The organism is Vibrio sinaloensis DSM 21326 (assembly GCF_000189275.1).
Classification (GTDB): domain Bacteria; phylum Pseudomonadota; class Gammaproteobacteria; order Enterobacterales; family Vibrionaceae; genus Vibrio; species Vibrio sinaloensis.
Window position 1 is genome coordinate 24,527 of the sequence record NZ_AEVT01000098.1, and the last position, 12,747, is coordinate 37,273.

Consider the following 12,747-nt stretch of genomic DNA (forward strand, 5'->3'; position numbering starts at 1 on the left):
GTTGTAAAAAAATTAACGAGCTAGAGTTATCAAGGCTTACGGAGCGGTGTTTTAAACGTTAGTCGTTTGCGTCAGGTGTTTTGAAGCTGTTCACCTGTTCCAAAATGGCACACTCGAAATGTTCACAAATGGAGCAGATATGGAACTGCAACTTAATCAAACGGACTCTTGGCTAGCGTCTTCGTGGGAACGCAGCACTCATGCAGGACTTAAACAGCTTAAAAAGCCTGAAGACATCATTGTAAGTAGCGCGCAATTAAAACAGCGTCAGTATGATTGCAAATCACTGATTGATGCGGTTGAACGCTGTGCGAAGCCTCTTTTTAATCAAGTGATGGCACACACGGACAGTCGTTTGATCCTCACTGACTCTGAAGGTGTGATTCTTAACAGTTGGGGACAAGAACGTTTTCGAGAGAAGTTAACTTCGATTGCACTTAGCTCGGGCAGTTGTTGGCAGGAGCGTTTAAAGGGCACCAATGCAATTGGAACAGCACTACATGAACAAAGAGCGGTTAGTGTGATTGGAGATGAACATTATATTCGACACCATCGTTTTATAAGTTGCTCTGCAAGCCCGCTGTTAAGTCATGATGGCAAAGTCTTAGGTGTGTTAGACATCACCAGTGAACAACATCATCACGATGCTATGGTCCAGTTACTTGTACAAAACATGGTGCAGGCTATAGAAAACGACTTGTTATCAAGTATGCCGGGGGGCGCTTTAAGGATTGATTTTGCTCTTGATGAGTCGGTACTGTCTTCGGGCTGGCAGGGGATTTTGATTGTTAACGAGCAAGGTAAGGTCGTTGGCCACAATCAACTGGCGTCACAAATGATCCCAGATGCATTGATAAAAGGCCAGCAACTGGAACATATATTAGAGTTCGCCCGAGAGTGTAAGCGTGTGATCATTAAAAAGCATGCTTTGGGAACGAAAAATCTGCAAGTTAAGAACTTCCCCAACAATCGCAAGCAGCATAGTCGTGATCAAGCGGTAGAAAAGGCTTGGCAGCACGCGAATAAGGTTGTTGGTAAAGACATTAGCCTTCTTATTTTAGGGGAAACAGGTGTCGGTAAAGGCGAGTTTGTAAAGGCGTTACATGGTCACAGTGAACGCAGTAAGCATAACCTTGTCTCAGTAAACTGTGGCGCGCTGCCAAAAGATCTACTTGAATCTGAACTGTTTGGTTACGCTCCTGGCGCGTTTACAGGGGCCAGCAGCAAAGGTTACATGGGCAAAATTCGTCAGGCCGATAAAGGTACCTTATTTCTTGATGAAATAGGCGAAATGCCCCTTGAGGCGCAGTGCCGTTTGTTGACCGTACTACAAGACAAAACTGTTATGCCAGTAGGCTCACTGCAATCCCACAAAGTAGACATCCAAGTTATCGCGGCTACTCATCAAGATTTACCTAAACTGGTTCAACAGGGCCTGTTTCGAGAGGATTTGTATTATCGTCTTAACGGGCTAACGGTGTCTTTACCTGCACTTAGAGACAGAACAGACAAATCCAAACTTATTCACTCAATCCATCAAAAATACAGTGATGGAAAACAGAGCATCTCCGCGCCATTAATGCAGCTATTAACCACTTATCATTGGCCAGGCAACTTACGAGAGTTAGATAATGTCCTTAAGGTGGCGACTGTTATTGCAAGTGAAACTCAAGAGCTGTGTTTGGAGCATGTGCCAGAACATCTGAAGGCCAGTATGCAGCTAACGTGCACCAGCAATGTCGACACCGAAGAGGATATTAAAACGGTGGTGAACAGCGCTTTACTGGAAGTCTACGAAAAACACAATGGAAATATCAGCAAGGTCGCTAGGGTATTAGGAGTCAGTAGGAATACTATTTATAGAAAGCTCAGTAAATTGAAATAACCAAAGATGAATAAAATAACAAATCTCATATTTAAGAACTAATGTTTCATGTGTATCAATAATGAAACACCTATTGAGTGTTTATAAAATAACCGAAATTACAATATATTCGATCTGCTTAACAAATATTTAATGATATGCAGCCAAATGGCGTATTGACTATTCCTTTATTTCATGGATAAACGAAAGTTTATCTGTCGTATCAATATTAATACTTTACATTATGTGTCTCGCCATTAAGATTACCCACGGCTAGTCTAATTCACCCATAGAACTTGGGAAAAATAATAACTGAGAGATTACTCAGTGGCGGTAGCGTATAAAATGGACACGACAACGTACAGTAGAATAAAATTTGGCGAAGAGGAGTCTGGTGCCCTCTATCGTATTATTGATGGAATTGTAATTACGGCTACCTTATTAGTAATATCATTACTATATATAGGGGAGTTATCTAAGTTTTATTGTTTAACCGGTTTAGTCTCTGCTCTATTGTTTGTCTTTATTGCAGAACAAATTGGTTTATATCGCAGTCATAGCAATTTTGCGCAATGGGTTGATTTAAAACTCATTACTTCATCTTGGGCTCAAACTATTTTAATCCTGCTATTAGTGGCCTTTTTTGCAAAATGGACTGAAATCTATTCTAGGGTTGTTGTCACCAGTTGGGTTATAGCAGCTCCCGCACTTATCTTATCTTCGCGCGTTATTGGTCATCAGTTACTAAAACTTCATTACAAAAAGCATAGCTACAAGCAAAAAGCGATCATTGTTGGTGTCTCAAAAGCAGGTTTACGTCTTGCGAAAGATATCGAAGCGGATAAATCGTCTCATTTGGAGTTGGTAGGTTTTTTCGATGATCGTGATAGCAGTCGACTCCCAGTCGATGAGAAAAATAGAAAAGTGCTTGGCACCATTGCCGAATCGGTCGAAAAAGCAAGAAAGCGCGAAGTCAGGCACATCTACATCGCGTTACCAATGGGTGAAATTAAACGGGTTAAACAAGTTGTGAGCATGTTTTCCGACACGACTGCAAGAGTTTACCTTATCCCCGACCTATACACTTATGAGCTAATGCAAGCTCGTTGGAGAACCATCGGTAACAGCCCAACAATCAGCATTCAAGATACCCCCTTCTATGGTCTATCAAGTGTACTCAAAAGGTTGGAGGACATTGTTTTGTCCTTGTTGATCCTCGTTCTTATCAGCCCGGTACTATTGTTTGTAGCCGCAGGAGTCAAACTTTCTGGACCCGGACCGATTATATTTAAACAGCTCCGCTATGGAGTTGATGGTCAGGCTATTAAGGTATGGAAGTTTCGCTCCATGGTTTCGATGGATAATGGCCCCGTTGTTAAACAAGCGGTAAAAAATGATCCACGAATAACCAAATTTGGCGCATTTATTCGTCGAACATCGCTGGATGAACTTCCTCAGTTCATTAACGTTTTGCAAGGAAGGATGTCTATTGTAGGTCCAAGACCTCACGCCGTCGCGCACAATGAAGAATATAGAAAAATAGTAGATAAATACATGCTACGACACAAAGTTAAACCAGGTATTACTGGCTTAGCGCAGGTTAGTGGTTACCGAGGAGAAACCGACACACTAGATAAAATGGAAAAACGTGTCGAATTTGACCTTAAGTACATTCAGAACTGGAGCCTGCTTCTCGATCTTAAAATTATATTCTTAACGGTATTCAAAGGATTTGTAGGCAAAACAGCTTACTAACTTAATCACGTATATTTTACGAGTGTTTTATGGACAAACTTTTATTACTTCTTTCACTTTTTGTATGTTTTTCAGCCCAGTCGAGAGAGAGCGTTAACGACGCATATGTTCTATCTGCTGGTGATGTGATTAATATTATTGTCTATGGTGAAGAAGATTTATCGATTAATAAACTGCAAATTGATACCCGAGAAGTCATCGAATTTCCTTATTTGGGCAATTTATCGACTAAGAGCAAAACCCTTAATCAGATCCGCGAAGAAGTGATCAAAGGTTTAAAAGGTCGCGTCCTTATTAACCCTAAAGTTGGGGTAACAATCGAACGATATCGAAATATCTATGTTAATGGAGTGGTGAATGATCCCGGCGCATTTGAATGGAGGCCAGGACTCACTGTAGAAAAAGCGGTTTCCCTAGCGGGCGGATTTACCGCCAGATACAAAAAAACTCGAGACATATACCTGACGCGAGAGAACGATTTAAGAGGCCTTAAAGGAAATGAACTTGAAGAGTTTCTTAAAGACCAAGAGGAAGTTTCCCTCACTGAATCTGTCGGTCCGGGCGACACTATTTACGTAGTAAGTTCACTGTTTTAAACCAAAGAATATAGGCGGAAGATAATCTCCATGCAAACGTCAGCAAACGAGAAAAAACTCATACCAGAAGAAACGCTAGATTTAGCAAAGTATCTTCTGTTGCTAAAAAACAACTGGTTTAAAATTGCGCTATTCTCAGTTCTAGTTACAGCACTCGCCATTTTAGTCGTGTTTTCGTTGACTCCTAAATACCAAGCAACTTCTATTTTGATGATCGAAGCAGAAACAACCAATGCGGTTTCGATTGAGGAGGTCGTGGGTATAGACTCAAACAAGAAAGAGTACTACCAAACTCAGTTTGAGATTTTAAAATCCTCTCAAGTCGCAGAGAGAGTGATTGAGCAATTAAGTTTAGAGTCACTGGCAGAATTTAACCCTGCGCTTTCCCCGGATAAATCCCTGATGGCTCAGATTAAGTCACTACCGCTATTCCAAGCATACCGAAGTGAAGTTAAAGTTTCTGAAGAAAAGATCAGAGAGACGACACGCCAAAAAGCACTGGCTATTTTTGCAAGCAAACTACGTGTTTCGCCAATTCGTAAAACACAACTTGTTAAGATTAGCTTTATTTCAGAAAGCCCGGAACTCGCTGCAAAAGTCGCCAACGCGGTTGGTGAGGCATACATAGAAATGAATGTCGAAGCGAGACTCGCAGCAACGAAGAACGCTTCTGTCTGGATTAGCAATCGACTACAAGAACTGGAAGGCGAACTAGAACGTTCAGAGCGCCGCCTGACAGATTATCTAACTAGTGAACAGTTGATTGATGATAGCGGGATTGATGCATTGGCGAGTACAGAGATCAGTAACCTGAGTGATCGTCTTGCCGAAGTGACCGATCACCGTATTGAAGTAGAATCAGCTTATAGCTCACTAAGACGAGGAAAGAACCTAGATGTCGCGGCAATTGCTTCGATACCTGCTATATCAACTCACCCTCAAGTTGTCGAAATTCGAAAGCTGAAAGTGGAGGTAGAAAAGAACGTTCAAGAGCTTTCACTGCGTTACGGACCGGAGCATGAAAAAATGTTACAGGCTCGCGCTCAACTTGACTCAATTGATAGCCAATCTAAGGATCTTATCAATCAGCTAATTAAAGGGATGGCTAAAGAGCTCGCTGCACTAAAAGCTCAAGAGAAGCTATTAGGTAAAGAGCTTGCGAATAAGAAAGACAACTTCCAGTCATTGTCAGTCAAGAAACAACGTTACGAATCATTGAAGCGAGAGGTAGAAACTAACCGACAAGTTCTCGGCCTATTCTTGACGAGACAAAAGGAAACGACAGCTACTAGTGATTTTCAAGCTGCTAACGCTCGTTTCACCGATCATGCACGAATCCCTCTGGTTCCTGTTAAACCAAACAAGAAGATGATCGTAGTAGTTGCATTCGCAGGTTCGATCGTCTTTGCGATGATTTTGGTTTTAGTTACAGATGCATTGAGAAATACAATTGCATCGGCAAAAGAGTTTGAAGACCGTTTCGGGTTAGTGCCGTTAGGCAGCGTACCTCAAATCATCAACAAAAAGTTCAAGAGAAAAGATCTCGACAACTCCGTATTTTATGACGAAAGCATGTTGCCGTTTAGCGAATCCGTTCGTTCGATTCGAACTGCTGTGTCCTTAAGTACGTTGAGCTCAAAACAAAAGCATTTGGCTATTACGTCATCTTTGCCAAGTGAAGGTAAGACGACGTGCTCAATTAACCTCGCTATGGCATTTGCCAAGATGGAAAATGCCCTACTAATTGACTGTGACCTGAGAAAGCCCGCGGTCGCTGAGCGTTTCGGCTTTAAGAAGTACCATCAAGGATTGACCAATCATCTACTGATGGGAACAAGTTTAGAAGAGTGTTTGATAGTTGATGAAAAGTCAGGCTTAACTTTGCTTCCTGCTGGTATGTTGACACCTAATCCTCAGGAGTTGTTAAGTTCTGAAAAGTTTTCCAACTTGATAAAAGAACTAGGTAAGCGATTCGATAGAATCATTATTGACACACCACCAACTCTCGTCGTCAGTGATTCAATGATCCTCAGTAAACTGGTTGGCAGTGTCGCGATTGTGATCAAAGCCAACTCGACTAACGTCAACAACATCAGAAACACGATCGCTAAACATATAGCGCATGATATCGGAATTGATGGTGTGATCATTAACCAAGTGCCGCAGAAAACGTTAAAGGAAGAATACGGTTACGGCAGCTATGGAAAATATGGGGCCTATGGCTCTTATGGTGATAACCACACAGTCAGCCAAGCATAGTTTTCACTTTCGTATAACCGAGCTAAAAAATCATGGAAAAGAAAAGAATACTGACGGTATTTGGAACCCGTCCAGAAGCGATTAAAATGGCGCCTCTTGTACATGCCTTAAAAAACGATGATCGCTTTGAATCAAGTTGCTGTGTTACGGCACAGCATCGAGAAATGCTAGATCAGGTCCTGGCGCTGTTCGATATTAACCCCGATTATGACTTGAACATTATGAAATCAGGTCAAACGTTAAACCAAGTTACCTCACGTATTTTAACTGAGCTAAAACCTGTTCTTGAGCAATTTAAACCTGATGTTGTGTTGGTTCATGGTGATACTGCAACGACGTTCGCCGCAAGCTTAGCTGCATACTATGAACAAATACGAGTTGGTCACGTAGAAGCAGGGCTTCGCACTAACAATATCTATTCACCGTGGCCAGAAGAAGCGAACAGAAAGTTAACGGGTGCACTCACTCATTACCATTTCGCTCCGACTGAAACCTCGAAGCATAATCTTCTCCGAGAAAACTTTGCAAGCGAGCAGATTGTTGTTACAGGGAACACGGTAATTGATGCTTTGTTGATGGTTAAAGAAAAAATAGACGCTGATACCGATCTAAATATTTCATTAGCTTCTAACTTCCCGTTTTTACAACAAGACAAAAAACTGGTGCTTGTCACTGGGCATAGACGTGAAAGTTTCGGCGGTGGTTTTGAAAGAATTTGCCAAGCTTTAGTTCAAGTAGCCTTACGATATCCTGATGTGCAAATCGTCTATCCCGTACATCTGAATCCAAACGTTCGCGAGCCAGTAAACCGAATTCTACAAAATGTCGACAACATACACTTGGTAGAACCTCAAGAGTATTTGCCGTTTATATATCTCATGAGTCGAGCGCACGTCATTCTGACTGATTCAGGTGGCATTCAGGAAGAAGCGCCTTCGTTGGGCAAGCCGGTTTTAGTTATGCGCGATACTACGGAAAGACCTGAAGCGGTTGAAGCTGGCACCGTTAAGCTCGTTGGTACAGATGTCGATAAAATTACGACGGGTTTAGAAGTGCTTTTAAATGACTCTGAGGCTTATCAAAGAATGAGTTTTGCTCACAACCCTTATGGGGATGGTAGAGCGTGCCAAAGAATTTTAGATGAATTAGCAAAATAATAAGTGGATAAATAACATGTCATTTCAAACAGTGTCTGTAATAGGCTTAGGTTATATTGGCTTACCTACTGCTGCGGTGATTGCATCTCGTGGGATTAATGTTGTAGGGGTCGATGTCAATCAACATGCAGTTGATACGATCAATGCGGGTGATATTCATATTGTAGAGCCTGATTTAGACATAGCAGTACGAAGCGCAGTTAACGTCGGTAAGTTAAGAGCCACGACAACGGCGGAAGCGGCAGATGCCTTTATGGTTGCCGTTCCGACGCCTTTCAAAGGTGAGAATCATGAACCCGATCTTTCTTATATTGAGGCTGCAGCGAAAGCGATAGCTCCAGTATTAGAAAAAGGGAATCTAGTTATCTTAGAGTCAACGTCTCCAGTTGGTGCGACAGAGCGATTAGCCCACTGGTTAAGTGAAGCTCGCGCAGACCTTACTTTTCCTCAAGTTGCGGGAGACAACGCGGACATCAAAATCGCGCATTGCCCTGAGCGTGTACTTCCTGGATATGTAATGCAAGAGTTGATCTCAAATGACCGTGTCATTGGCGGGCTCTCTAACGCTTGTGCAAAGCGAGCTCAAGAGCTTTATGAAACGTTTGTTCGTGGTGAGTGCATTGTTACTAATGCCCGCACTGCTGAAATGGCAAAGTTAACGGAAAACTCTTTCCGCGACGTAAACATCGCGTTCGCTAATGAGCTCTCCATTATCTGTGACAAACTTAAAATCAACGTATGGGAGTTGATCAAGTTATCCAATCGCCACCCTCGCGTTAATATCCTTAACCCAGGTCCAGGGGTAGGTGGTCACTGTATTGCTGTAGACCCGTGGTTTATCGTAAATAGCTGCCCTGACGAAGCAAAACTGATAGAGCAAGCACGTTTAGTGAATGACAGAAAACCTAGTTATGTGATTGAGCAGGTTCGTCAAGCAGCAGACCAATTTAAGTCACCTGTAGTTGCTTGCTTGGGATTGGCGTTTAAAGCGGATATCGATGATCTACGTGAAAGTCCAGCGCTGCAAATTGTTCACGAGCTTGAACAGTTGGATGTGGGGCAACTTATTTGCGTGGAGCCTAATATTCAAAAGCTGCCTAAGTCTCTAGCAAACAAAGGCATCAGCCTAACGACGTATGAGCAGGCAATCGAAAAAGCTAACGTTATCGTTGTATTAGTTGACCACAAACAGTTTAAAGCTGCGGATAAGCTTGAACTTGCCCAAAAAGTGGTAATTGATACACGTGGTATCCTATAGTTTCACGTTGTTACTGATGATCAAATCTATACCTAACTTCAAGAGCTACGCGACGACAGGCGTCGGAGTAGCTCTTGCTCAGATCATTTCATTCGCGTCAGTTCCGTTGATCGCTAATCTAGCTGGTCCAGAGCAATTTGGTAACTTCGGAATTGTTTACTCGAACTTAGTAATCGCTATGGTGTTAGTGAGCTTTAAGACTGAGCTGTCATTGTTCGTACTTAAAGGTGTAACGTCGAACAACGCGGTAGCAATTATTTCGCGATTAGCGGTTGTGACATCTTTGTTTCTTACGCCAGTGTTGATGTCTCTCAATATCCTTCCTACGTCTGCTAGCGGATATCTAGAGTTTCTTGCGATTTTTGTGCTACTGTTTGGCGAGACAGTCTTCGAACTCCATATTCAGAGCAACATTAAGAAAGGTCAATTTAAGAACAATGCTCTTCAGCGTATCTATAAGTCCTTTCTTTACCCAATAATTTTTATCTTGTTTTACGTCTTTGGTAGCAGTGACAGCTATATAATAGTTCTTTCATTTGGGCTAGCTGCTCTTATCTCCACAGTATCAGCAAATGGATTAACTGAATGTAAGCTCGAAAAAAAATACCGATACAAGCATATTCTCTTGCTTGCGAAGCGTGCAAGAAAAACTGCATTGTTCATGACTCCTTCACATCTTCTTAGTCGATATTCTGGTAATTCATTTGTTGTACTAGCGGGCTTACAAAGCGGTAATTCAACATTCATTGCGATGTATTTGCTCGCATATAAATTTGTGATTGCACCTGCTTCCATACTCACAGCGGCAAACTCTGATGTCGTCAAGAGAGAAATCCTTATCGACCCTGTAAAAGGCGTGAAAGATTTTCTCAAAGTAAGTGCGTTGTCATCCATTGTCGCGATAGTGATCATTATGTTCACAATCTTGTTTTCAGAGAAAATCGTACTAATGACGATGGGAGAAGAGTGGAAGCAAACAGCCAATATCGCAATTGCGCTTCTTCCGCTGCTATTTACTATTTTAGTGTTTAGCCCGCTCACTCATGTTTATATCGTACTGAATCGCCAAGGGCTTGACCTAACTTGGCAAATTATGAATACGCTTGTCACAACATTGGCAATACTTTGGGGTTTGGCACAAAGTTTCGAGTTCGCCGTATGGAGCTTTTCGATTGTTTACAGCCTGTCGATATTTATTTCGTTCTTAATTTGTCTGGTGATTGCTATGCGGGGTGGTAATGATGTTTGACAAGAAAGGTTTAAATATTCGTTCCTATAAGGGCGTACTGTCACTTCTTGCAATGTTACCAACCTCATTAATTAACGGGTTACTTGGCAATTTTAATTCCAAGGTTTCTCTAAATAATAGAGATTTATTAAATGGTTAATGTTTGCCGAGATATTCTAGGTATTAATGGCAATTATACGCCATATGGTATTTTTATCTTCTTGAATATTATAGCTATAGGTACAGTGAGTAGTTACTTTGGTGTTAGTCAAGTTTATTGGCTTGGTCCTATTTCTTTAGTCCTTATTTCTACATACTGGACGATGAAAGGGCGATTTTCGTTCAACGCTTCAAAGCTGATGTTAGCTCTATTTCCAATCTTTGTTTTATTGAGTTATATTTTTAATACTCCTGGTTCTGAACTGAAGGTAGTAGCTTTTAAGGATTATGTAATACCATCGGTGTCTTTATTGGTATTATCTGTTTTTTCAGTCTCATATATAAGTATTGAACCTCTCTATATTCAGTTAAGATGGATTTCCATACTTCAAATTCCCTTTGTCTTAGAGCAATATTTCATATCATCCAGAAATGGTAGTACTGATAGGCTTTTAGATTGGGACATGATTTCTGGAACATTTGGCTTTAACCCTGAAGGTGGGGGAGGCAATAGCTCAACTTTTGTACTTTTTCAGTTTTTAGTACTCGCTATGATTATTTCCAAGAATAGATTATATGGAGTGAGTAGGTTCGACTTTTTAGCAATCTGCTGTATTATTTTTTCTATCGCAATTGTAGAAGCCAAAATCCTTGTTGTATTGATAGTGTTAGTGTTTCTATCTTTACTAAAAATAAAGGATATATTCAACCCTAAATTTATGAGCCTCTCGCTTATACTCATGACAACAGCTATTGGTGTAGGGCTTCTTTCTTATCAGAATAAATCGTTCGATGGAGAATCATCAGGCTTGTCTACTGGAGAATACTTAGACAAAGTGGTCGTTGATTATTTTGATACAGAAGTAGTAAATTTTGAAACTGCTGAAGTTAGTCGTGTTGATGCAATTAAGATATGGATAGACGATGTTTACTATTTTGGTGAACAATATGAATTTCTATTTGGATATGGTCTAACATCGTCAAAGTATTCGAATAGAGAAGTTATCGAAGCTGTATCCTATGCTACGTTCATAAATTTTGCGAGCAATCAAATTACGACCTACCTATGGGATGTTGGTTTATTAGGTTCTATCTTAGCCTTTGTTTTTTTATTGGTGATGACTATTAAGTTCTTCACAACAGTTCCTTCGAACAACTATGAAATGATCGTTGTTAGTTCTGGAGCTAAGTTAGTGTGCTTAAGCCTCACCATTTATCCATTTTACTCGAGTGTTTTTCATTCGAGTAGTGCAGCACATGCATTGTTGTTGTTTTTGTTTATTGTTCTTAACAATTTCGAAGTAGAGAGAAGAGTATGGAAGTAGCATTTTTATCTCGAGAAGAGTTTCCTAGTTATAGGGAGGATGTTGCAACTTTGATCGAATCAGAACTCTCTAGCCATTGTGATATCAAGTTTTTTGCCCGAAGTAAGGTTACTGATGAGAAAAGTATTGAAAAAAACAACGATTATAAATTTACAAAAGATTACGGGAAGGGGAGCTTAGCAAGAAAACTAAATAAAATTTCGCAGTTGGTATTATTGATTAAATTTTGTAATTATATGGTGAAGCACCGAGCATCAATTGCAATTGTGCGAGATGACCCGTTTTCTGCGATGGTAGTTATATTACTTTCTAAGCTGTTTGGGTTTGAGTTTTGTTACTGGGTTTCGTTTCTCAATGGCGAAATGTTACGTGATGATGCAATGCGCAGAAAAAGCAGAATAAGAATGATGCTAGCGTATTGGACATTGTCACTTGAGACTTTTGTATTTAGGCAAGCTAGCAATGCTATCTTTCAAAGCGAGCCTATGCAGGAATACTTTGAAAGTCGCTATTCTAGAAAGTTCAAGTCAATTGCTATCCCTATGGGAGCTGACTTCATAAATGCTGAAAGATTCAAGTCTAATAAACGCGTTCCTTATTCAATTTCATATATAGGTAGTATGGATTTGAGTAGAAATATTGATTTTGTTATCGATACCTTTGCACTAGTTAAAGAGGAAATTCCAACGTCTAAGCTGTTTTTGATTGGAGGAAGTGTTAGGAAGGATTCTGAAGAACGAGTAAAGGAGTATATTGATCAAAAAGGGCTAACTTCAAGCATTATCTTGACAGGTCACATAGATAGAGAAAAAGCCTGGGAACTGTTGTCTAGCAGTAGCATCTCTATTTCTTATGTGCCAAGAAACAGCTTTTTTGATGTAAGTTCACCAACAAAGTTCGTTGAATCCATAGCTTTGGGAGTGCCAGTTGTTGCTAGTGATATCCCCGATCAAAAGTTATTCTCTGAGCAAATAGGGCTGGAGAAGTTCATCTGTAGAAATGACAAAGAAGAATTTTCAAATAAAATACTAGAAATAGTTAATAGAAATGAAGTCTTAGAAGAATCTACAATAAAGAAAGCCAAAGAAACTAGGGATTATCGGTTTTTAGGAATAAGGTTATATAATTTTCTTAATGAGATTTAAT

9 protein-coding genes are annotated in these 12,747 nt (G+C 40.5%); all 9 read left to right on the forward strand.

What is annotated here, in order from left to right; genetic code table 11:
• Positions 1-139: 139 nt before the first annotated feature.
• Positions 140-1,885 carry a sigma-54-dependent Fis family transcriptional regulator gene (locus RH45_RS17525; protein ID WP_008079697.1) on the forward strand — a complete coding sequence of 582 codons (1,746 nt, stop codon included), beginning with the start codon at positions 140-142 and terminating at the stop codon, positions 1,883-1,885.
• Between the two features lie 324 nt (positions 1,886-2,209).
• Positions 2,210-3,619 (forward strand): undecaprenyl-phosphate glucose phosphotransferase, encoded by a 1,410-nt coding sequence (locus RH45_RS17530; protein ID WP_008079699.1) that lies wholly within the window; start codon positions 2,210-2,212, stop codon positions 3,617-3,619.
• 29 nt (positions 3,620-3,648) lie between these two features.
• A complete protein-coding gene (locus RH45_RS17535) occupies positions 3,649-4,215 on the forward strand; it encodes a polysaccharide biosynthesis/export family protein (RefSeq protein WP_008079702.1) in 567 nt (188 codons plus the stop codon).
• A 30-nt stretch (positions 4,216-4,245) separates the two neighbouring features.
• The gene (locus RH45_RS17540) at positions 4,246-6,474 is read left to right on the forward strand and encodes a GumC family protein (protein WP_008079703.1); all 2,229 of its coding nucleotides are present in this window, start codon (positions 4,246-4,248) and stop codon (positions 6,472-6,474) included.
• A gap of 32 nt (positions 6,475-6,506) precedes the next feature.
• Positions 6,507-7,631: a non-hydrolyzing UDP-N-acetylglucosamine 2-epimerase gene (gene wecB / locus RH45_RS17545; RefSeq protein WP_008079705.1), complete on the forward strand. Its 1,125-nt coding sequence runs from the start codon at positions 6,507-6,509 to the stop codon at positions 7,629-7,631.
• A 16-nt stretch (positions 7,632-7,647) separates the two neighbouring features.
• Positions 7,648-8,889, forward strand: a complete 1,242-nt coding sequence (gene wecC, locus RH45_RS17550) for a UDP-N-acetyl-D-mannosamine dehydrogenase (protein ID WP_008079707.1) — start codon at positions 7,648-7,650, stop codon at positions 8,887-8,889.
• 16 nt (positions 8,890-8,905) lie between these two features.
• Positions 8,906-10,138: a lipopolysaccharide biosynthesis protein gene (locus tag RH45_RS17555; RefSeq protein ID WP_039958879.1), complete on the forward strand. Its 1,233-nt coding sequence runs from the start codon at positions 8,906-8,908 to the stop codon at positions 10,136-10,138.
• A gap of 131 nt (positions 10,139-10,269) precedes the next feature.
• Complete coding sequence (locus tag RH45_RS17560) at positions 10,270-11,601, forward strand: hypothetical protein (protein ID WP_008079709.1); 1,332 nt, start codon at positions 10,270-10,272, stop codon at positions 11,599-11,601.
• Positions 11,592-12,746, forward strand: coding sequence for a glycosyltransferase (locus RH45_RS17565; protein ID WP_008079710.1), 1,155 nt, complete (start codon positions 11,592-11,594; stop codon positions 12,744-12,746). Before RH45_RS17560 ends, RH45_RS17565 begins: the two co-directional genes overlap by 10 nt.
• Position 12,747: the final 1 nt, after the last annotated feature.

What these genes read in the sequence shown, in the direction of transcription:
- RH45_RS17525 (WP_008079697.1), top strand. Translation starts at nt 140, where the DNA reads ATGGAACTGCAACTTAATCAAACGGACTCTTGGCTAGCGTCTTCGTGG.
- RH45_RS17530 (WP_008079699.1), top strand. Translation starts at nt 2,210, where the DNA reads ATGGACACGACAACGTACAGTAGAATAAAATTTGGCGAAGAGGAGTCT.
- RH45_RS17535 (WP_008079702.1), top strand. Translation starts at nt 3,649, where the DNA reads ATGGACAAACTTTTATTACTTCTTTCACTTTTTGTATGTTTTTCAGCC.
- RH45_RS17540 (WP_008079703.1), top strand. Translation starts at nt 4,246, where the DNA reads ATGCAAACGTCAGCAAACGAGAAAAAACTCATACCAGAAGAAACGCTA.
- wecB (WP_008079705.1), top strand. Translation starts at nt 6,507, where the DNA reads ATGGAAAAGAAAAGAATACTGACGGTATTTGGAACCCGTCCAGAAGCG.
- wecC (WP_008079707.1), top strand. Translation starts at nt 7,648, where the DNA reads ATGTCATTTCAAACAGTGTCTGTAATAGGCTTAGGTTATATTGGCTTA.
- RH45_RS17555 (WP_039958879.1), top strand. Translation starts at nt 8,906, where the DNA reads ATGATCAAATCTATACCTAACTTCAAGAGCTACGCGACGACAGGCGTC.
- RH45_RS17560 (WP_008079709.1), top strand. Translation starts at nt 10,270, where the DNA reads ATGGTTAATGTTTGCCGAGATATTCTAGGTATTAATGGCAATTATACG.
- RH45_RS17565 (WP_008079710.1), top strand. Translation starts at nt 11,592, where the DNA reads ATGGAAGTAGCATTTTTATCTCGAGAAGAGTTTCCTAGTTATAGGGAG.